Source organism: Tardiphaga sp. 768_D3_N2_1 (assembly GCF_052076105.1).
GTDB lineage: Bacteria > Pseudomonadota > Alphaproteobacteria > Rhizobiales > Xanthobacteraceae > Tardiphaga.
The window spans coordinates 2,621,635-2,642,150 of record NZ_CP197245.1; the positions used below are offsets into that span (position 1 = coordinate 2,621,635).

At 62.1% G+C, this 20,516-nt stretch carries 16 protein-coding genes; 8 read left to right on the forward strand and 8 right to left on the reverse strand.

The annotated features are described in order from the left end of the window. Positions 1 to 3: 3 nt before the first annotated feature. Positions 4 to 165 carry a hypothetical protein gene (locus tag AB8A27_RS12155; RefSeq protein ID WP_441242123.1) on the reverse strand — a complete coding sequence of 54 codons (162 nt, stop codon included), beginning with the start codon at positions 163 to 165 and terminating at the stop codon, positions 4 to 6. A gap of 320 nt (positions 166 to 485) precedes the next feature. Here AB8A27_RS12155 and AB8A27_RS12160 point away from each other — a divergent pair, with 320 nt between their 5' ends. Then, positions 486 to 731, forward strand: coding sequence for a hypothetical protein (locus AB8A27_RS12160; protein WP_441242124.1), 246 nt, complete (start codon positions 486 to 488; stop codon positions 729 to 731). A gap of 31 nt (positions 732 to 762) precedes the next feature. On the opposite strand, the gene AB8A27_RS12165 is transcribed toward AB8A27_RS12160, so the two are convergent. Beyond that, positions 763 to 1,311: a CreA family protein gene (locus tag AB8A27_RS12165; RefSeq protein ID WP_441242125.1), complete on the reverse strand. Its 549-nt coding sequence runs from the start codon at positions 1,309 to 1,311 to the stop codon at positions 763 to 765. 256 nt (positions 1,312 to 1,567) lie between these two features. On the opposite strand from AB8A27_RS12165, the gene AB8A27_RS12170 reads away from it, so the two are divergent. The 4 genes from AB8A27_RS12170 to AB8A27_RS12185 all read left to right on the forward strand — a co-directional run bounded on the left by AB8A27_RS12170 (position 1,568) and on the right by AB8A27_RS12185 (position 6,428). Beyond that, complete coding sequence (locus tag AB8A27_RS12170; protein ID WP_441242126.1) at positions 1,568 to 3,133, forward strand: L,D-transpeptidase family protein; 1,566 nt, start codon at positions 1,568 to 1,570, stop codon at positions 3,131 to 3,133. Between the two features lie 96 nt (positions 3,134 to 3,229). Then, a complete protein-coding gene (locus tag AB8A27_RS12175; RefSeq protein WP_441244894.1) occupies positions 3,230 to 3,808 on the forward strand; it encodes a glutathione peroxidase in 579 nt (192 codons plus the stop codon). Positions 3,809 to 4,903: 1,095 nt separating this feature from the next. Further along, complete coding sequence (locus AB8A27_RS12180; protein WP_441242127.1) at positions 4,904 to 5,848, forward strand: polysaccharide deacetylase family protein; 945 nt, start codon at positions 4,904 to 4,906, stop codon at positions 5,846 to 5,848. A 22-nt stretch (positions 5,849 to 5,870) separates the two neighbouring features. Further along, positions 5,871 to 6,428: a dihydrofolate reductase family protein gene (locus AB8A27_RS12185; protein ID WP_441242128.1), complete on the forward strand. Its 558-nt coding sequence runs from the start codon at positions 5,871 to 5,873 to the stop codon at positions 6,426 to 6,428. Positions 6,429 to 6,435: 7 nt separating this feature from the next. Here AB8A27_RS12185 and AB8A27_RS12190 read toward each other — a convergent pair whose 3' ends face one another. The 3 genes from AB8A27_RS12190 to aspS all read right to left on the reverse strand — a co-directional run bounded on the left by AB8A27_RS12190 (position 6,436) and on the right by aspS (position 11,235). After that, complete coding sequence (locus tag AB8A27_RS12190; protein WP_441242129.1) at positions 6,436 to 6,891, reverse strand: DoxX family protein; 456 nt, start codon at positions 6,889 to 6,891, stop codon at positions 6,436 to 6,438. A 194-nt stretch (positions 6,892 to 7,085) separates the two neighbouring features. Further along, the gene (locus tag AB8A27_RS12195; RefSeq protein ID WP_441242130.1) at positions 7,086 to 9,395 is read right to left on the reverse strand and encodes an NADP-dependent malic enzyme; all 2,310 of its coding nucleotides are present in this window, start codon (positions 9,393 to 9,395) and stop codon (positions 7,086 to 7,088) included. Between the two features lie 67 nt (positions 9,396 to 9,462). After that, entirely contained in the window at positions 9,463 to 11,235 is a 1,773-nt protein-coding gene (gene aspS / locus AB8A27_RS12200) for an aspartate--tRNA ligase (RefSeq protein ID WP_441242131.1), read from the reverse strand. A gap of 508 nt (positions 11,236 to 11,743) precedes the next feature. Here aspS and AB8A27_RS12205 point away from each other — a divergent pair. The 3 genes from AB8A27_RS12205 (at position 11,744) to rnd (ending at position 16,199) form a co-directional block, all read left to right on the forward strand. After that, positions 11,744 to 13,423, forward strand: coding sequence for a methyl-accepting chemotaxis protein (locus tag AB8A27_RS12205; protein WP_441242132.1), 1,680 nt, complete (start codon positions 11,744 to 11,746; stop codon positions 13,421 to 13,423). Between the two features lie 50 nt (positions 13,424 to 13,473). Next, the gene (locus tag AB8A27_RS12210) at positions 13,474 to 14,949 is read left to right on the forward strand and encodes a protein adenylyltransferase SelO (protein ID WP_441242133.1); all 1,476 of its coding nucleotides are present in this window, start codon (positions 13,474 to 13,476) and stop codon (positions 14,947 to 14,949) included. Between the two features lie 101 nt (positions 14,950 to 15,050). After that, positions 15,051 to 16,199 carry a ribonuclease D gene (gene rnd / locus AB8A27_RS12215; RefSeq protein WP_441242134.1) on the forward strand — a complete coding sequence of 383 codons (1,149 nt, stop codon included), beginning with the start codon at positions 15,051 to 15,053 and terminating at the stop codon, positions 16,197 to 16,199. Positions 16,200 to 16,291: 92 nt separating this feature from the next. Here the strand turns inward: rnd and AB8A27_RS12220 are convergent, their stop codons facing one another. From AB8A27_RS12220 to AB8A27_RS12230, 3 genes are all read right to left on the reverse strand, one after another. Then, on the reverse strand, positions 16,292 to 16,585 hold the full coding sequence (locus AB8A27_RS12220; protein ID WP_441242135.1) for a hypothetical protein: 294 nt from the start codon (positions 16,583 to 16,585) through the stop codon (positions 16,292 to 16,294). 137 nt (positions 16,586 to 16,722) lie between these two features. Next, entirely contained in the window at positions 16,723 to 18,228 is a 1,506-nt protein-coding gene (ppx, locus tag AB8A27_RS12225; RefSeq protein ID WP_441242136.1) for an exopolyphosphatase, read from the reverse strand. Between the two features lie 12 nt (positions 18,229 to 18,240). Continuing rightward, the gene (locus AB8A27_RS12230; RefSeq protein WP_441242137.1) at positions 18,241 to 20,442 is read right to left on the reverse strand and encodes an RNA degradosome polyphosphate kinase; all 2,202 of its coding nucleotides are present in this window, start codon (positions 20,440 to 20,442) and stop codon (positions 18,241 to 18,243) included. Positions 20,443 to 20,516: the final 74 nt, after the last annotated feature.

The following is a 20,516-nucleotide window of genomic DNA, read 5'->3' on the forward strand; positions in this document are numbered from 1 at the left end:
AAATCAGTGCGCGTAGGCAACGACCATTGGTGCCGGGGCGCTGATCGCAGGCGAGCCGGTATAAGCGAAGGTGCCGATACCCGGCAGGTTGCCATCGGTGAAACCGGCCATCGAAGGACCTGCCAGGACGAAGGCGAAAGCGAGCATGAAGCTGATGGTGCGCATCTGACGTCTCCAGTTGGGCAGCGCCGTCCGCCGCGTCGTTGGCAAAGAAATAGCCAATGGCGGTTTCGGCACGTCTGCGGCCCAAGACAAAAATGGTTTCATCCCCCTGCTGAATTGTTTCGTGGCGCCCTTGCCGACGACACAATCCGGGCGGCTAATTTGCCAACGTCTTGGAAAGGATGCCTTCAAAGTTCGTCTGGCTGTCGCACGGTTTTAACAAAACTGAACCGAAAGGCGGCTAGAGCGACTGCAGGAGAGCGTATGCAACCTTTTCAGGCGACTGCGCGTTTCTGTTCACCTCGAAGAGAAGGAATGCAGTCGTGGGAACCGGCAACAACGATGTTGGCAAGGATACCCCGATCGGCGCACCCGGACGGCCACTGATCTCAACGGCACGCCCGCGCACCGAATGCCAGGGTGCGATGTCGCAGCAAGGTTATGGCTCGCACGGCCACGAGTGCTATCCGCAGAAGCTGGTACAGCTCGTGGGCTATCGTGGCCCGCAGTCGCAGGAGTCCTGGGACCGCCTGCGCACGAAGCGCACGATCACACACCCGGCCGAATAGAGGCCGGCCGGTCGTTCTGATCGATCATCGCCTATTTGATGAAATCGCCGCATTTCTGCACGGCAGCGTCTGTTTGCCCCCAGGGCATGATCGGAACTGATGACGTCGAGTTCTTCGGCGAGCCCTCGATGATCCGGTCCGAATAGACCATGTAAACCAGCACGTTTCGCTTGGCGTCGCAGCCGCGGACGATCTGCATTTTCTTGAAGAAAAGGCTCCGGCGCTGACGGAACATGTCCTCGCCCTGATCGCTCTTGTTCTTGAACGTGATGGGGCCGATCTGCCGGCACGCCAGCGAGATGTCCGAGACTTCCTCGGCCAAGCCCAGCCAGCCCTTGAAGCCGCCCTTTTCAGGCACCGTGAAGTGACAGGCCACGCCCTCGACCTCGGGATCATCGACGCCATAGGTCGCCAGCTTGTCATTCGGGCTGAGCCATTTGAACACGGTCGAGCGCCGGAAGATCAGATCCGGCTCATCCGCAGCCTGCGCCGGGATGGACGCGAATACCGCGAATGCCGAAAGCGCCAGGACACCGCGGCGCAGCGCCTTGGCCAGTGCGCCAGATCCATCAAAAGTCATGCAACTCTCCGTGAGCGATCCGAAACATGTAGGCATTCCAACGGGATTCGGAAGCCGCGATGGGCCGCTGTTAATTCAATGTGAGGCTTTTTTGCTAGGCTGATCCCGACTCAGTGGTAGCCAGATCACTCATGCTGGTGAACCCATCTCGCACCTGCGAGACTAATGTTTTCAGATGGATTCGAGGATATTGGACGTGGGTGCATTTCAATTGTCGCGTGAACCAGGGGACAAAAGCCGTTTTCTGAGCAGCACGATGTTTTCCGGCAGCCTCCTGCGGATCGCGCTGGTCGCCATGGCCGGCATGACCGTGGCGGCGCCTGCCGATGCGGCGGTGTTCTGGACCGACGAAAACCCGATGATCATGCGGGAGATCGAACCGCTGCCGCCGCAACCGCAGCAGCGCCAGAGGAAGCTGAAGCACCTCGGCGCCCAACTCGAAAAGCAGGTCAAGGAACACGCCAAGCCGGTCGGTCCGCTGGTGATCGCCATCTCGATCGAGCGACAATCACTGCGCGTATTCGACGCCAACGGCCTGTTCGCGGAAACGCCGGTCTCCACCGGCATGCGCGGCCATTCGACGCCCATGGGCGTGTTCAGCATCATCCAGAAGAACAAATGGCACCGCTCCAACATCTATAGCGGCGCGCCGATGCCCTATATGCAGCGTATCACCTGGTCGGGCATTGCTTTGCATGCCGGTGCGCTGCCAGGCTATCCGGCGTCCCACGGCTGCATCCGCATGCCGATGGCCTTTGCAACCAAGATCTGGGGCTGGACCCGCATGGGCGCCCGCGTGATCATCGCGCCCGGCGAACTCTCCCCTGCGGACATTTCGCATCCCCTGCTCGCCGCCCAGAAAGCCGCTCCGGGTCCGGTCGCCACAGCGGTGCCTCAAGATGTCCAGCCGTCGCCAAAGGCTGACAGGGCATCGGCAGATGCGAAGCCCGAAGACCTCGGTCTGAGGCCATCCGCCGACCGCACCAAGACTCAGGACAAGACCCAGACCGCCGACGCCAGCAATGCGATGGCAAAACCGGCGCCTGCGACTGTGATGTCGGACGCCGCACCCGCGAAGGTCGAAGGCACCGTCAAAGCCGCCGAACCCGAAATCATGACGCGCCGCGATCTCGACGCCGCTATTGCCAAAGTCGTCGAACTGCCGACACCCGAAGTCAAATCGGCTGAGACCATCGCGGAAGCGCCAGCCAAGCTACAGCCTGCCAAGGCGGGAGCTCCGAAGGCTGAAGTTGCAAAGGCTGACGCGGCGCCGGTCACCGCCCCTGCGCTCGACCCCAAAAAGGACGAAACGCGCCCCGCCGATTCAGCCAAGCCCGAGATGCCTGCGGCGCCCGCTGCCGATGCGACGCCGAAGCGCTCCGGCCAGATTGCCGTGCTGGTCAGCGGCAAGGACGGCAAGCTCTATGTGCGGCAGAATTTCGCGCCGCTGTTCGAGACGCCGATCGCGATCAAACCCAGCGACCGTCCGCTCGGCACCCACGTGTTCACCGCCCGCACCGACAAGGACGACGCCAAGGCGTTTCGCTGGACCGCGGTGTCGCTGCCCGCCGTCCCGCGTCGCGCCGATGAGGACGACAATGTCTCGCGTCGCCGCAAGTCCACCGGCGCGGTTGAAGTGAAAACCCGGCCGCTGCCGAACAGCGCGGCCGAAGCGCTAGACCGCCTGACGATCCCGGCGGATGCCTTGGCCCAGATCACCGACGCGCTCGCGAGCGGCGGCTCCATCGTGGTGTCCGATCAGGGCATCGCAGCCGGCGGCGAAACCGGCCAGGGCACCGAGTTCGTGGTGCCGCTGCGCTAGCCTCGCAGCTCCTGCCCTGTAACAGCTTGTTGAGTGCGTCATCCCCGAGATGACGCTACTCTGCGCGCGAAACATGCTGGGCTACGACGAATGGCGCTGATCAATCGCAGGCAAATACTGACAACGGCATTGGGCGCGGCAAGTGTTGCGGCGCTCGCGCGTCACGCCTTGGCACAAGGCGCCGTGAGCCGCATGACCGCCTATGGCTTCTCATTTCCCGGTCTCAAGGGTGGCGACATCAAGCTGGCGGATTACGCCGGCCGTCCGATCATGGTGGTCAACACCGCCTCGCAATGCGGCTTCACCCCGCAATATGCGGGGCTTCAGACACTGTGGACCGAGTTCCGTGAGCGCGGCCTGATGATCATCGGCGTGCCATCCAACGATTTCGGCGGACAGGAGCCAGGCGGGACCAAGGAGATCGCCGACATTGCCGAGGGACATTTCGGCATCGGCTTCCCGATGGCCGCCAAGACCGTCGTAAAGGGACCGAACGCGCACCCGTTCTACAAATGGGCGGCAGAGGCTCGGCCGCGCGACCTGCCGCGCTGGAATTTTCACAAATATCTGGTCGGACGCGATGGCTACCTCACCGACGCCTTTGCCTCCGAATTCGAGCCGACCGACACGCGCATCAAGACCGCCGTCGGACGGGCGTTGAGCACGGCCACATAGCGACGTCTGCAGTGTCGCTCCGGAGCAGGACAGCCGCATCGCGGCTGGCATGGGCCCGCGATCACGATGTGTTTTGCTTGTCGCTGTCATTCCGGGGCGCACGAAAGCGGCGAATCCGCGAAGTGCGCCCCCGGAATGACGAGTGGGGCCGCTCTGACCTCTCCGCGTCGTCCCCGCGCAGGCGGGGACCCATACACGTTGGAGAACTGGCGAGAGCGCCGTCAGTTGTAACTCTGCCGCTTCTATCACGCCGACCGTGGCTATGGGTCCCCGCCTGCGCGGGGACGACAGCGGAGAGATTTGGCTTAAACATTTTTTCCTATCTCCCGTTGACATCATCCCTATCCTGATTATATTCCCCTCCGTCCTGCCCTACCGAGAGGGGCGATCGCGATCGTCACGTTCGCGGGGTGGGATGCGGTGGACGCCGGAGATGCGGCGTTACGCGGTTTGGGGGTGACGTCTGTCTTCGGGCAGGACGGATCTGCGCCAGCACTGCCACTGGCAAGGAGACGGCTGGCCTTGAGATGGAAAGACCCTCTGGACAGTGTGACGGACGACCAAATCGAAACGCGTTCGGCCTACTCGCTTGAGGCACCCTGTCCCACTCGCCTTGGGACTGTAATTTTGGTGATCGGATCGTTCGCCATGGCAACGCGCAAGCAACCGAAAAAACACCGCAGGCGGAACGCTGGGCAATTGCTCGTGCTTTCCGAAAGTCCTGATGCACTCACACTTGCGGAAGACCGCATTCGCATCAGGCCCAAGGGTGCAACGGGCACCCGGCGTTCCGCACGCCCTCTCACAGGGGGCGGGAATGCGAAACACGACGGCGCCCCCGCGCCGCTAACAACAGGGGTGATGACGCATGTCTGAAGAACAGTGGCTGTTTGACAGTTCAATCCGCAAGACACCCGCAAACCGGCCATCCCCTTGTCTGGCCGCGCCCAACCGGTGCCGGGTTCGGCCGTCAGCGTGCCACTGGGGATAAGGTCCAGACCCATGGTGGAACAGCCTGAAATCGGGCTAAACTTCCGCTCGATTTCATATTCGGTCGGCCGGCATTGCGGCTGACCTGCGTTTCGGGAGGACACCATGCGCAGTGCGGCAGGTTTGATCTTGGCGAGCGCTGTTTCATTGTGGGCAGCCGGCGCACAGGCGCAGGCGCCCAAAGCCGGTGCCCCGGCGCCCGCCCCCGCGGCAACGCCCGCACCGCCACCGGCCCCCGCGGCTGCACCTGCCCCGGCCAAATCGACCTGCGCCAATCCCGATGCGCTCGGCGTCAGCCGTGTGGTCGAGATCGACACGACGGGCGGTCCGGGCTTCGGCTTCGAACATTTCAAGCAGCTCGACTTCCTGCGCGACAAGGAAGTGGTGCTCACCTTCGACGACGGCCCGTGGCAGACCACAACGCCGACCGTGTTGAAGACGCTGGCCGACGAATGCGTCAAGGCAGTGTTCTTTCCGATCGGCAAGCACGCTACCTATTATCCGGAAGTGCTCAAGCAGGTCGCAGCGGCCGGCCATACTATCGGCGGACACACCTGGGCTCATATCGCGCTGACCAACAAGAAGCTGACCCAGCAGCAGCGTATCGATGAAATCGAGAAAGGCTTCAGCGCTGTGAAGTGGGCGCTCGGCTCAGCCCCCGCTCCGTTCTTCCGTGCTCCGGCGCTGCAGCACCCGCCGGAAATCGTCACCTATCTCGGTACGCGCAACATGGCGATCTTCTCCTGCGACATCGACTCATTCGACTTCAAGACGCGCAAGTCCGAACAGGTCATCACCAATGTGATGACCAAACTCGACAAGCTCGGCAAGGGCATCATCCTGATGCACGATTTCCAGAAGCACACCGCCGAAGCGCTGCCGACCCTGCTGCGCAAGCTCAAGGCTGGTGGCTACAAGGTCGTGCATATGCGCGCCAAGGCGCCGGTGCAGACCATCGCCTCCTACGATGAGGCCATTGTGAAGGACGCCAAGCTGCCGACGGTCAGTAGCCGTCCTGTGAACAGCGTCGTCCAGACGATCTCGGAATAAAGAGGACTCGTCGACGCTCCTGATGCCCGCATTTCGTTTCAACGGCTACGTCATCGTCTCGGCGGACGGCATGCTCGCCGACGCCCGTGGCGTGATGCCCGATACGCTCAAATTTCCCGGCGACCTCGCTTTTTTCACCGCCGGCCTCGACCGCGCCGATCTGATCGTTCACGGCAGGCATTCGTTCGAGGATCAGCCGAACTCACCGAAACGCAAGCGCATCGTCGTCAGCCGCAGCATCGCTGCCATAGGCGCCGATCCGGACAACAACAAAGCCACGCTGTGGAATCCGGCCGGAGCATCTTTCGAAGACGCTTGCACGCATGCGGGCGTTCATGCCGGCACCGTCGCCATCATCGGCGGGCCCGGCGTCTTCGAGATGTTCTTTGACCGCATGGACGTATTCTGGCTGTCGCAGGCGCCGCATGTCCACCTGCCCGGCGGCGAAGGATGTTTCCCCGGCGTCCCCGAACGATCGCCGCAGGACATTCTCTCCAGTCACGACTTGCAGGCGAGCGAGGTTCAGATCCTCGACGCCGCACATGAAGTCACGGTGACAGCCTGGCGGCGGGCATCCTGAACGAGGACTACACTTCGTTGTAGCCGCCCGGTAGCCGCGCGCTGCGGCCGATACCGGCGATCATGAAGAGGCCGCCGATCAGCGACAGGTTCTTCAGCGCGTGAATCATCTGGTTCTTGGCTTCAGGACCGGTCAGGTTCCAGAAGTCGTGGAAGTAGAAGGTTGCGGCCATCACGAACACCACCAGCACCAGGGCGAAGAAGCGCGCGCCCAGATTCAGCGCGACAAAGATACCGCCGACCAGTTCCAGTGTTGCGACGGCGATTGCGAGAATCTGCTTCAGTTCCATGCCAGCCAGCCCTTCGAGCTGCGTCGCATAGGGCGTCACGACTGCGGGGATCGTCGGGATAACCTTGTTCGCGATCGCATCTGCTATTCCGCTGAGGTCGAGAAACTTGGATGCGCCAGACGCAATGAAAATCACGGCAAAGAGAATGCGCCCGAAAGTAATAAACGCTGGCATTGGTCGGCCTCGCTGGACTGCAATGAATACTTGTCGAAATACGTGACAAGTATGATCATTCCATCACATTTTTCAAACGAACAAATGGATGACGTCACTGGAGTCATCCACTTGTCGCGATGCCGTTCAGATCGGCGAACTATCCAAAAGCGCAATGGCCGGAAAGCGTCCAGCCAGCGCGAGGATTGGACACGCTAGCCGAACAGGCTCGCCTGCGGACGCCCTGCCCGCTCCTGCGCTTCAACGGCAGCCACCGCCGTCATGTTGAGGATGCCACGCGCTGTCACCCCCGGCGTCAGGATATGAGCCGGACGTGCCGGGCCGATCAGGATCGGGCCGACCGGGAGCGCATCGGCCAGCGTCTTGATCATCTGATAGGCGACATTGGCAGCATCGAGCGTCGGCATGATCAGGACATTCGCCGAGCCTTCGAGCTTCGAATGCGGGAGCACGATCTTGCGGGCCGCTTCCGACAGCGCGGTGTCGCCCTGCATTTCACCATCGGACTCGATTTCCGGATGCTTCTCACGCAGCAATGCTGCGGCGCGGCGCATCTTGCGCGAAGAGTCCGTGTCGTAGCTGCCGAAGTCAGAATGCGACACGAAAGCGATCTTGGGCTTCATGGCGAAGCGCTGCACGTGGTTCGCAGCGAGCGCCGCGATTTCCGCAAGTTCTTCCGCGCTTGGATTCGGACGCACCTGCGTATCGGCAATGAAATGCGCACCCTTGCTGGTGATCATCAGCGACAGCGCTGCAAAATCGCTGACGCCCGGCAGGAAGCCGACGATCTCGCGCACATGGCGCAGATGACTCATGTAGCGGCCTTCGACGCCGCAGATCATTGCATCCGCCTCGCCGCGGATCACGGCGAGCGCGGCGATCACCGTCGCATTGGTGCGGACGACCGTCCGCGCCGCATCCGGCGTCACACCGCGACGGCCGGCGACATCGATATAGGACTGCACGTAGGAACGATAGCGCGGATCGTCCTCGGGATTGATGAGGTCGAAATCCTGCCCCGGCTTGATCGACAGGCCAAAGCGCTTGATGCGCGCTTCCACGACCGACGGGCGACCGACGAGGATCGCGCGCGCCAGCTTCTCTTCCAGCACCACCTGCACGGCGCGCAGCACGCGTTCGTCTTCACCTTCGGCATAGATCACGCGCACCGGCTGGGTCTTTGCCTTCGCGAAGACCGGCTTCATCACGAGACCGGAGCGGAATGCGAAACGCTCGAGACCTGCAGTGTACTCCTCGAAATTGGCGATCGGACGTGACGCCACGCCGGATTCCACCGCCGCCTTGGCCACGGCCGGCGCGATGCGCAGGATAAGGCGCGGATCGAACGGCGACGGGATCAGCGAGCCCGGGCCAAAACCCTGGGTTTCGGTCTCGAAGCCGGCAGTCACCGCATCGGACGGAGGATCCTGCGCAAGCTGCGCGATGGCATCAACAGCAGCGATCTTCATCGCCTCATTGATCGCGGTGGCGCCGCAATCCAGCGCGCCGCGGAAGATGAAGGGGAAGCAGAGAACATTGTTGACCTGGTTCGGGAAATCCGACCGGCCGGTGCAGATCATGGCATCCGGGCGCGCCTTGCGCGCTTCGTCCGGCATGATCTCCGGCGTCGGATTGGCCAGCGCCATCACCAGCGGCTTGTCAGCCATCGCCTTGACCATCTCGGGCTTCAGCACTCCCGGTGCGGAGACGCCCAGGAAAATATCGGCGCCGCCGATCACATCGCCGAGCACGCGCGCGTCGGTCTTCTGCGCATAGACCGCCTTCCAGCGGTCCATCAGCGTGTTGCGGCCCTCATGCACCACGCCGTCGATATCGCAGACCCAGATGTTTTTCTTCTGCGCGCCGAGCGACACCAGAAGATTGAGACAGGCGATCGCCGCCGCGCCTGCGCCGGAGCAGACGATCTTGACGTCCTTGATGTTCTTGCCGTTGAGCAGCAGCGCATTCTTGATCGCAGCGCCAACGATGATGGCCGTGCCATGCTGGTCGTCGTGGAACACCGGGATCTTCATGCGCTCCTTGAGCTGCGCCTCGATCTCGAAACACTCCGGTCCCTTGATGTCTTCCAGGTTGATGCCGCCGAAAGTCGGCTCCAGCGCGGAGACGGTCTCCACCACGCGCTCGATGGTGTCGGCGGCGATCTCGATGTCGAAGACATCGATGCCGGCGAATTTCTTGAACAGAACGGCCTTGCCTTCCATCACCGGCTTCGACGCCAGCGGGCCGATATTGCCGAGACCGAGGACGGCTGTGCCGTTGGAGACGACGGCCACGAGATTGGCGCGGGAGGTCAGCGCCGCGGCTTCGTTGGGATCGGCGGCAATGGCGAGACAGGGAGCCGCCACGCCCGGCGAATAGGCCAGCGCCAGATCGCGCTGGTTGGCAAGCGGCTTGGTGGCCTGGATTTCCAGCTTACCCGGCCTGGGAAGGCGATGATAGGCAAGCGCCGCGCGAGAGAGATCGTCAGAAGATGAAGAAGACATGCGTGCTCCCGCGCGTCATAAAACAAAAGTTAGGTAGAAGGGCGTTTCTTCTTGTTGGTTTGCCGGACTACTTGTCCTGCAGATTGAGACGGATATGCGCTTCACGCAACTGCTTCGGCGAAGCCTCTGACGGTGCGCCCATCAACAAATCTTCAGCACGCTGATTCATCGGGAAGAGCGAGATCTCGCGCAGGTTGTTCGTACCGCAGAGCAGCATCACGATACGATCGACGCCTGCCGCCATACCGCCATGGGGCGGTGCGCCGTACTGGAAGGCGCGATACATGCCGCCAAAGCGCTCGACCACCGTCTCTTCGCCATAACCGGCGATCTCGAATGCCTTCACCATGGCTTCTGGCTTGTGATTACGGATGCCGCCCGACGCAATCTCATAGCCGTTACAGGTGATGTCATACTGGAACGCCTTGATGGTCAGCGGATCCTGCCCGACCAGCGCATCCATGCCACCCTGCGGCATCGAGAACGGGTTGTGCGAGAAGTCGACCTTCTTGTCGTCCTCGTTGTATTCGTACATCGGGAAATCGACGATCCAGGCCAGCGCAAAGCGCTCCTTGTCGATCAGGTTCAGCTCTTCGCCGACCTTGGTGCGTGCGAGACCCGCGAACTTATAGAATTTCTCGGGATCGCCCGCGACGAAGAAGGCAGCGTCGCCGGCCTTCAGGCCGAGCTGCTGACGGATCGCTTCGGTACGCTCCGGTCCGATGTTGTTGGCGAGCGGGCCTGCGCCCTCGTTGTTCTCACGCCACATGATGTAGCCGAGGCCGGGCTGGCCCTCGCCCTGCGCCCACGAATTCATGCGGTCGCAGAATGCACGGCTGCCGCCGCCAGGACCGGGGATCGCCCAGACCTGGTTCTTGTCGTCTTCGAGCATACGCGCGAACACCTTGAAGCCGGAGTCCTTGAAGTGCTCGGCCACGTTCTGCATCTCAAGCGGGTTGCGCAGATCCGGCTTGTCGGTGCCGTACTTGCGAAGGCTCTCAGCGTAAGGGATCTTCGGCCAGTCCTTGTTGACCGGCTTGCCCTTCGCGAATTCCTCGAACACGCCGGTAATGACCGGCTGCACGGCCGCGAACACATCTTCCTGCTCGACGAAGCTCATTTCGAGGTCGAGCTGGTAGAATTCGCCCGGCAGACGATCGGCGCGCGGGTCTTCGTCGCGGAAACATGGCGCGATCTGGAAGTAGCGGTCAAAGCCCGACATCATCAGCAGCTGCTTGTACTGCTGCGGCGCCTGCGGCAGCGCGTAGAACTTGCCGGGATGGATGCGCGACGGCACCAGGAAGTCGCGCGCGCCTTCCGGCGACGACGCGGTGAGGATCGGCGTCTGGAATTCGAAGAAGCCGCCTTCCTTCATGCGGCGGCGCATGCTGTCGATGATCGCGCCACGGGTCATGATGTTCTGGTGCAGCTTCTCGCGACGCAGATCGAGGAAGCGATACTTCAGCCGGATATCTTCCGGATAGTCCTGATCGCCGAACACCGGCAGTGGCAGCTCGGCTGCCGCGGCCAGCACCTCGATGGAGTCGATATAGATTTCGACGGCACCGGTCGGCAGTTCGGAGTTATCAGTGCCTTCCGGGCGACGACGCACCTTGCCGTCGATCTTCACAACCCATTCCGAACGCAGCGTTTCGGCAACCTTGAACGCTGGCGAGTCCGGATCGGCGACGCATTGCGTCAGGCCGTAATGGTCGCGCAGATCGATGAAGAGCACGCCGCCATGGTCGCGGATACGATGGCACCACCCCGACAGGCGAACGGTCTGGTCGATATGGCTGTCGCGGAGCGCGCCGCAGGTGTGAGACCGGTAGCGATGCATGGATATCCTGGAAATACGTCAGAGGGCGGAATCGGGTTCGCGATCAAGCGCGAAGCGCAGGGTTTACCCGACCGCACCCGACGCGGCAACCAAAGCGCGGCGATCAGATCCCACGAATTTGCGGGCCGCGACTGCATCCCGGAAGGCGCCCCGCCCGATGAATTTCGGACGACCATTTCGAAACGCAATCGAGCGATCGGAAAACCTCCCGCAACGCGGGAACCACATGATTGCACACGCAATAATACGTTACCGTAGATCGCGCAACATCGGTGCCCGGGTGCGGGGTATCGGTATTTCAACACCAGATTCAATCACTTAAAGCGGTATTTGTGTCAAAGTTTACTGAACGTTGACGACCACCATTCACTGTCTTGTCGTGAACCCTGCCCGTTTTGAAGGCAGGAATTTCAACTGGAACTTGCTGCCTGTCGCCCTGCCGCAACCCAGGTCAGCGCTATTTCGGCCGACCGGTGTTGCGACCTTAGAACCGCCGAGGAACACGTTCGTGCTCGCCAGATATTCAATTGGTACAAAGCTCTTTGTCATTGTTGCCTTCCTCTTCGTGGTGATCGCAGGCATCGGCACCCTCGCATTCATGCAGATGCGAGCCATCAACGCAGCAACCCAGGATATCCAGGCGCAGTGGCTCCCCAGCGTCCGCTGGATCGGTGAGATGCGCGTTCAGTCGGCGCGTTACCGCGCAGTGCTGCGCGACCACCTGATCGTGGCCGATGCCGACCGCCCGGATGTCGACAAGAACCTCGCGGCCCGCAAGTCGGATTTCGACAAGGCCGCGAAGGCCTACGCTCCGCTGGTATCGTCGCCGGCCGAACGCGAACTGGCCGACAAGCTCGACGCGGAATGGAAGGCCTTCATCGCTGCTGGCACCGACGTCCAGGCGCTCGCCAACAAGGGCGACGTAGCGGCAGCCAAAGAGATCAACGCCAAGAAGGTCGTCCCGACGGGGCGTGCGATGGATGGCACGCTGGCCAAGCTCGTCGAGCTGAACGACAAGGGCGCCGAAGCCGCCGGCCACAACGCCAACGCCACCTATTCTGGCGCCATCTGGATGATGATCGCGATCCTTGGCGCATCCGTCGTCCTCGGCCTCGGCGCTGCCATGTATCTGGTGCGTGACATCTCCGGCGGCATCGCTTCGATCCTGAAGCCAATGGGCCAACTGACCGACGGCCAGCTGGAGGCCGTTATCCCGCATCAGGGCGAGAGCACCGAGATCGGACGGATCGCCAGCGCGTTGCAGATCTTCAAGGACGCCCTCATCGCCAAGCGTGCGGCGGATCAGGCGGCCGGCGCCGAAGCCGCCGTCAAGGCTGCGCGTGCGGAAACCATCACGAAGGCAACCAGCAACTTTGAGTCGATGATCAGTGAGCTGGTTGGTTCGCTGTCATCCGCCTCGACCGAACTCGAAGCCTCCGCCACCACTTTGACCCGCACGTCGGATATCACCATGAGCCTCTCGGGCTCGGCCGCATCCGCATCGCACGTCGTGTCGAACAACGTGCAGTCGGTTGCTGCCGCCACCGAAGAAATCACCTCGTCGGTCAACGAGATCGGCCGTCAGGTTCACGAATCCAATCGCATCGCCTCGACCGCTGTGCTGCAGGCCGAAAAGACCAACGAGAGCATCGCCAAGCTCTCGCAGGCCACCGCGCGGATCGACGACGTCGTCAAGCTCATCACCGCCGTTGCCGAACAGACCAACCTGCTCGCGCTTAACGCCACCATCGAGGCCGCGCGCGCCGGTGAAGCCGGCCGCGGCTTCGCGGTCGTCGCCGCGGAAGTGAAGGCGCTGGCCTCGCAGACCGCCAAGGCGACCGACGAAATCAGCATGCAGATCGCTGGCATGCAGGCAGCCAGTGCCGAGACCGTCGAGACCATCAAGGAAATCGGCTCGACCATCACGCTGATCTCCGAAGTCTCCTCGGCTATCGCGGCAGCGGTTGAGGAACAGGGGGCGGCAACGCAGGAAATCGCGCGCAACGTCCAGCAGTCGGCGCAGCTCTCGACTCAGGTCGCCAGCGAAGTCACCGAGGTCAATCGCGGCGCCAGCGAGACCGGCTCCGCATCGACCCAGGTGCTGGCTGCAGCGCAGTCGCTGTCGCTCGAAAGCAATCGCCTGAAGGGCGAAGTCGACCGGTTCCTCGACACGGTTCGCGCCGCCTGAGACCGCATTCAGCGGTTGCCTAACACGTTATGGCCCCCCATCTTGGGGCCATGACAGTCCACTTCCCGTTCGACAACAGCTATGCCGCCCTGCCCTCGAATTTCTTCGCCCGCGTCGCACCGACGCCAGTGGCGGCGCCGCGGCTGATCAAGCTGAATCACGCACTCGCCGAACAACTCGGCATTGACCCGGACTGGTTGGCCAGTCCGGAGGGCGTCGAAGTCCTTGCCGGCAAGCGTGTGCCGGATGGTGCCGATCCCTTGGCGATGGCCTATGCAGGACATCAGTTCGGACATTTCGTGGCGCAGCTCGGCGACGGTCGGGCGATCCTGCTCGGCGAGGTCATTGACCGCGACGGCGTGCGTCGCGACATCCAGCTCAAGGGCTCCGGTCCGACGCCTTTCTCGCGCCGCGGCGATGGCCGTGCTGCGCTTGGTCCAGTGATCCGGGAATATATCGTCAGCGAAGCCATGGCGGCCTTGGGCATTCCCACAACGCGCTCCCTCGCCGCCGTCCTCACGGGAGAACGGGTCCAGCGTGAAACGATGCTGCCGGGCGCCGTGCTGACGCGCATAGCTTCAAGCCATATCCGCGTCGGCACGTTTCAGTTTTTCGCTGCGCGCGAGGATATCGCCGGGGTGAAGCAACTCGCCGATCATGTGATCGTCCGGCACTATCCCGACGCGGCGAAAGCCGAACATCCCATTCGCGCCTTGCTCGATGCGGTGATCCGCCGTCAGGCCGAACTTGTCGCACGCTGGCTGCATGTCGGCTTCATCCACGGCGTGATGAACACCGATAACTGCTCGGTATCCGGTGAGACCATCGATTACGGCCCCTGCGCCTTCATGGACGCCTACGATCCCGCGACCGTCTACAGCTCGATCGACGAGATGGGGCGCTACGCTTATGCGAACCAGCCGCGCATCGCGCTGTGGAATCTCACGCGCTTCGCCGAGACGCTGCTGCCGCTGATCGACAGCGACGAGAAGACCGCCATCGAGATCGCACAGGCCGCGCTTGGCGAATTCTCCGATATTTTCGACACTGCCTATCAGGCCGGCCTGCGCCGGAAGCTCGGCCTGTTCACCAGCCAGCCGGACGATGCTGCGCTGGCACAGGATCTCCTGGTCGCCATGACCGCCAATCAGGCCGACTTCACGCTGACCTTCCGCCGCCTCGGCGATGCAGCACGCGATGCGTCCAATGACGAAGCCGTCCGCGGCCTCTTTATCGATCCGACCGCGTTCGACACCTGGGCGGTGAAGTGGCGGCAGCGACTTGGCCAGGAGGCACAGGACGCCGATACCCGCTATCAGGCGATGCGGACGGTCAATCCGGCATTCATCCCCCGCAATCATCGCGTCGAAGCGGTGATCCAGGCGGCCATGGCCGACGACTACGCGCCCTTCGAGAAACTGCTGACCGTGTTGGCGAAACCTTATGAAGATCAACCGGAGATGGCGGATTTCGCCGAACCGCCAGAGCCGGGTCAGCGTGTGCTGAAGACCTTCTGCGGCACCTAAACACCCTCATTCTGTCTGAGCAGACCTCCAATCTGCCCGAAACACCTTGACTCAATAGGTTTTTCGGCCGAACGCCTTGGCCAGAGCGTTATGGACCGTCCATGGAACTGATCACGACCACTGCCCAGCTGACTGCCGCCTGCGAGCGACTTGCCAAGCACCCCGTCATTACGGTCGATACGGAATTCCTCCGCGAGACCACCTATTACCCGCTGCTCTGCGTGGTCCAGATGGCCAGCGCAGAGGATGCCGTGGTCGTGGACACGCTGGCCGATGGCATCGACCTCGCACCGTTCTTTGCGCTGATGAACAACGAGGCCGTACTGAAGGTCTTCCACGCGGCCCGGCAGGACATTGAAATCATCGTGCACCGCGCCGGCGTGGTGCCGCATCCGATCTTCGACACTCAGGTCGCAGCCATGGTGCTCGGCTACGGCGACAGCATCGCCTATGACCAGCTCGTGGAACGCGTCACGGGGCACCGTCCCGACAAGACCCATCGTTTCACCGATTGGTCGCGTCGCCCGCTGAGCGAAGAACAGCTGCACTACGCCGTCTCCGACGTCACCCATCTGCGCGACGTCTTCGCCAAGCTCGACGCCGATCTGAAGAAGCGCGGCCGCAGCGACTGGGTGAGTGAGGAAATGGACATTCTCACCTCGCCAAAGACCTATGATTTCCATCCCGAGCGCGCCTGGGAACGGCTGAAGACCCGCGTCCGCAAGCCGAAAGAGCTCGCAGTGCTGATGGAAGTCGCTGCCTGGCGCGAGCAGGAAGCGCAGAGTCGCGATGTGCCGCGTTCGCGCGTGCTCAAGGACGACGCGGTTGGCGATATCGCGACCCACGCGCCGACCTCGCTCGAGAAGCTTGCCAATCTGCGTTCGCTGCCGAAGGGCTTTGATCGCTCCAAGTGGGGCAGCGACATTGTCGCCGCCGTCCAGCGCGGCATCGCCCGCGATCCCAACACATTGCCGAAGATCGAGAAGCCGCGCGGCAATTCCAACGGCGCCGCGACCGTCGAACTGCTGAAAGTGCTGCTACGCATGACGTCGGAACGTCACGCCGTCGCCAGCAAGGTCATCGCCACCGTCGACGATCTCGAGCAGATCGCCACCGACGACAATGCCGACGTCGGTGCCCTGCACGGCTGGCGGCGCGAGTTGTTCGGCGAGGCCGCCCTGGCGCTCAAGCATGGGCGCCTTGCATTGGCGATGGAAAAAGGCCGAGTGATCCGGGTGGATCGCGCGTAGACTGCATCGTCCGAGGTAGCGTTCTAATTGCCTAGCGCAAACAGCAGGCGTGGCGTATCACACCTCGCCCAGCGAGACGCAATGCGATCGCTTTACGCCGCCGATCTGTTCTTGATGGCTCCGACGATTGCCGTCAGCACAGCACCTGCGACACCGCCTCCGGCCACCTGACCGATCAGCGAACCGATATCAGTGGTTGTCGATGCGTTTGAAAGCATGGGAATCAGCATTCCGAGAATTTGACCGCCAACGCCGCCACCTATTGCACCCGCGATCGTGTTGCCCATTGCACCAAGATCGACAGACTTCGATGCGCCACCAGCGACATTTCCGCCAATCGCGCCGCCAATCAGTTGAACGATAAGGTTGATCAGAAGGGCTGACATTTCGACTCTCCCGGTCCGGAAATCGTATGTACTTGCCGCGTGGACCAAAACGGCCGCACCGGAAAATAGTACACGCACGGAATCCGAGAGTCACGCCGCGCCGCAACCAGTAGTAAATTCAGAATGAGCGACGGTGGCTATCGCCTGATGATCGAGCCGGACTTCCCGACCAGCCGCGCCAGCTGCTTGAAGCGGCTGCCGACGCGGTCAGCGACGAGATCGACCATCCGATGCTCGAATACGAGCATCATCTTTCGATCCTTTGTGGCGAAATGCGTGGCGGGCAGTACACCCGGCCGTGCCGCCGAAATGAGGTGCGCGACCCTGAACAGCGCACCGAGCAAACGGGCGCGTTCGACCTGTGCCGGCGAGACAAGCGAGCGGACCAGCTCGGGGGGCTCGTTCCCGGGGCTGAATCCTTCGTAGCGGTAGTACACACAGAGCGCCAGGAACGCGCGGTCGTGATGATCGACCGAACCGAAATTGCCGTTCGTGATCAGACTGAGCGTCTGCTCGCCGCGATGATCTGGATGGACGCGCCAACCGATGTCGGACAACAGACACGCCACTCGGCGCAGCCGACGATCCTCATCGGTCTCTTTGAGCTTGGCGACACGGGCGAACCGATCACTCCAGTCGCTCAATTCCAGTGCGTGGCGGGCCGAGCGCGACATCAGTTCGTTCATGGCCTGCGCAGCACCGACCAGACCATCTTGCATGCGCTGTGCTTGCGGCAGCATTTCGTAGAGCAAGCCTTCACGGACGCCATAGGTCGAGAACACGATAGCCTTCGGCTTGGCAGTGCGAATGACGTATTCAAGCACGAGCGCGGCGTAGACCAGCAGCGGCTGGCGCTGTTCGGCGATGGATTCGATGTTGGCGAGAATGTTGGCTGTTGCGAGCCGGCGCAAGCGGCGCACGAAATCGAGCGCCTCGTTGGCCGGGATCGAATAGCCATGCATCACGCGAAGCGGGTAGCCGCTCTGAATGATGTGCAGCCGCGCCAATGCACGCCAGGTGCCGCCGACCGCGTAGAAATTGCGACCCACGCCCATCTTGAGCTGCGCGACATCGGCCAGCGCCAGCTTGACGATGCGCTCGGCCTTCTTCGGTGATTTCTGTGAGGCGTCCTGCAATGCGAGACTACCGAGCGGCAGCGTTACGCCCTGCCGGACCGCATTGCCTTTGACATCGATCAGTTCAAGCGAACCGCCACCGAGATCGCCAACCAGGCCATCCGGCTTGTGCACGCCCGAAATCACACCCAGCGCCGAGAGCTTCGCTTCACGTGGCCCCGATATGATCTGGATCTCGCAGCCGCAGATTTTTTCCGCTGCTGCGATGAAGGCAGGTCCATTGCTCGCATCGCGCGCCGCAGCGGTCGCGATCGCATAGACGCGACCGACTTTCATGACCCTGCACAGCGCACGGAAGCGCCGAAGCGCCGTCAGCGCCTTGTCGACGGCGTCCTTGGCCAGCAGTCCAGTGCTCTGCACTTCGCGGCCAAGACCGCACAGCGCCTTTTCATTGAAGAGCGTGACAAGGCTTCGCGTCAGCGACTCATAGACAACGAGACGCACCGAGTTGGAACCAATATCGATGACGGCGACGCTGGTCGCGCGTTGATTGGCACGCGCTACCACGCTGCTGGTTCCTTACGAGGATTGGTGACGCTCCGAACGGCGGGTGAGCCGGCGCGGGGATGATTTCTCAAGCGACTTTCCACGGCCAGACAGACTCGGATTCGTCATGAAGTAATTGTGCACATTGAAGGGTTCCTCGCCCTTCGCTGCCTTCATACGCGTTGACGACCCATCGGGCAACAATTGCCAGCTCTGTTCCGTGTCCTTGAGATTGGCCACCATGATCTGTTCAAGCACCTGAGTGTGCACGGTGGGGTTCTGCAGCGGACACAGAACCTCGACGCGGCGATCCAGATTGCGCGGCATCATGTCAGCCGACGAGATATATACCGCCGCCTTTGGGCTCGGCAGGCCGTTGCCCATGCCGAAGCAGTAGATTCGACCGTGTTCGAGGAAGCGGCCGATGATCGACTTGACGCGAATGTTCTCGGACAGACCCGGCACGCCGGGCCGCAGGCAGCAGATGCCACGCACGATCAGTTCAACGGACACGCCGGCATTCGACGCTTCATAGAGCGCATCGATGATTTCCGGATCGACCAGCGAATTCATCTTGAGCCAGATCGCACCGGGCTTGCCGCTGCGAGCAAACGCGGCCTCACCGCGGATGTGTTCGAGCATGCGTCCGCGCAAGGTCAGCGGCGACACGGCCATCTTCTCGATGTCGCTGGGCTCGGCATAGCCGGTAATGTAGTTAAAGACGCGTGCCGCATCGCGACCGATGATCGGGTCGGATGTGAAATATGACAGATCGGTGTAGATGCGCGCCGTAACCGGATGATAGTTGCCGGTGCCGGTGTGGACATAGGTCGTGAGCGAGCCGCCCTCGCGGCGCACCACCAGCGACAGCTTGGCATGGGTCTTCAATTCCAGAAACCCATAGACCACCTGGACACCGGCGCGTTCGAGATCGCGCGCCCAGCGGATATTGGCCTCCTCGTCGAACCGCGCACGCAGCTCGACGAGCGCCGTCACCGACTTGCCGGCTTCGGCGGCCTCGACCAGCGTGCGGACAATCGGCGAGTTGTTGGAGGTGCGATACAGCGTCTGCTTGATCGCAACCACGTCCGGATCGCGCGCGGCCTGCTGCAGGAACTGCACGACAACGTCGAAGGATTCATAAGGATGATGGACGATGAGATCCTTCTGACGGATGGCGGCGAAGATGTCGCCGCCATGATCGCGGACACGTTCCGGATGGCGCGGCACATAAGGCACGAATTCGAGATCGGGCCGATCGAGGCGCGTGAGCTGCGAGACCTCGTTCATGGCAAGGATGCCGTCGACTAGCAGGATTTCGTCATCCGAAGTCGCCAGCGCGCGCTGCACGAAGGCGCGGAGTTCTGCCGGCATGCTGGCTTCGATTTCGAGGCGGATCACCGACCCTCTGCGACGGCGCTTCAGCGCAGTCTCGAATAGCCGGACCAGATCCTCGGCCTCTTCTTCGACTTCGAGTTCACTGTCGCGGATGATGCGGAAGGCACCCTGCCCCTGCACGGTGTAGCCCGGGAACAGACGCGCGATGAACAGACCGGTAGCCTGCTCCAGCGTGATCAGGCGAACCGCGCCGTCCTTGCCGGGGGTCGGCAGGCGGATGAAGCGATCGATCTTGCCCGGCATACGGATGAGTGCGTTCATCGTCTTGCCATCGGACACCCGCGACAGATGCAGCGCGATGGTAAAACCGAGGCTCGGAATGAACGGGAACGGGTGCGCCGGATCGATCGCCAGCGGCGTTAACAACGGGAAAATGTTGTGGAGGAAATGATCCTCGATCCATGTCCGATCGGCCTTGCTGACCTCCTTGCCGTCGAGCAGCACGATGCCAACATCGGCCAGCATGCCACGCTGGTCGCGCCAGATCGCCTGCTGGTCAGAGCCGAGCTTGGAGACCGCACTGTTGATCAGAGCCAGTTGCTCGGCCGGGGTCAGGCCATCGGGGCTGCGCTCGGTGATTCCCTCACGGACCTGCGCCTTGATACCGGCGACGCGGACCATGAAGAATTCATCAAGGTTGTTTGCGGAAATAGACAAAAAGCGAACGCGTTCCAGCGCCGGATGGCCGGGATTGACCGACTCCTCGAGTACGCGGCGATTGAAGTGCAGCCAGGACAGTTCGCGATTGATGAAGCGCTCGGGACCTGATGCGACCACCTCTGCAGGTTTCGCTTCGCCCTTTTTCTCTTCAATAACAATCTCTTCCGCGGAATCCATGAGACAGCAATCCATCCAGTTCAAGCAGCGCTATAGTGCCGGCAAATCACAGCGGACATTGCGTCAGTTACATG

Excerpts from the sequence above, each read along its gene's own strand:
- AB8A27_RS12210 (WP_441242133.1), top strand. The coding sequence starts at position 13,474 with ATGACAGTCCACTTCCCGTTCGACAACAGCTATGCCGCCCTGCCCTCG.
- AB8A27_RS12195 (WP_441242130.1), bottom strand. The coding sequence starts at position 9,395 with ATGTCTTCTTCATCTTCTGACGATCTCTCTCGCGCGGCGCTTGCCTAT.
- AB8A27_RS12220 (WP_441242135.1), bottom strand. The coding sequence starts at position 16,585 with ATGTCAGCCCTTCTGATCAACCTTATCGTTCAACTGATTGGCGGCGCG.
- AB8A27_RS12170 (WP_441242126.1), top strand. The coding sequence starts at position 1,568 with ATGTTTTCCGGCAGCCTCCTGCGGATCGCGCTGGTCGCCATGGCCGGC.
- AB8A27_RS12165 (WP_441242125.1), bottom strand. The coding sequence starts at position 1,311 with ATGACTTTTGATGGATCTGGCGCACTGGCCAAGGCGCTGCGCCGCGGT.
- aspS (WP_441242131.1), bottom strand. The coding sequence starts at position 11,235 with ATGCATCGCTACCGGTCTCACACCTGCGGCGCGCTCCGCGACAGCCAT.
- AB8A27_RS12190 (WP_441242129.1), bottom strand. The coding sequence starts at position 6,891 with ATGCCAGCGTTTATTACTTTCGGGCGCATTCTCTTTGCCGTGATTTTC.
- AB8A27_RS12180 (WP_441242127.1), top strand. The coding sequence starts at position 4,904 with ATGCGCAGTGCGGCAGGTTTGATCTTGGCGAGCGCTGTTTCATTGTGG.
- AB8A27_RS12185 (WP_441242128.1), top strand. The coding sequence starts at position 5,871 with ATGCCCGCATTTCGTTTCAACGGCTACGTCATCGTCTCGGCGGACGGC.
- AB8A27_RS12155 (WP_441242123.1), bottom strand. The coding sequence starts at position 165 with ATGCGCACCATCAGCTTCATGCTCGCTTTCGCCTTCGTCCTGGCAGGT.
- rnd (WP_441242134.1), top strand. The coding sequence starts at position 15,051 with ATGGAACTGATCACGACCACTGCCCAGCTGACTGCCGCCTGCGAGCGA.
- AB8A27_RS12230 (WP_441242137.1), bottom strand. The coding sequence starts at position 20,442 with ATGGATTCCGCGGAAGAGATTGTTATTGAAGAGAAAAAGGGCGAAGCG.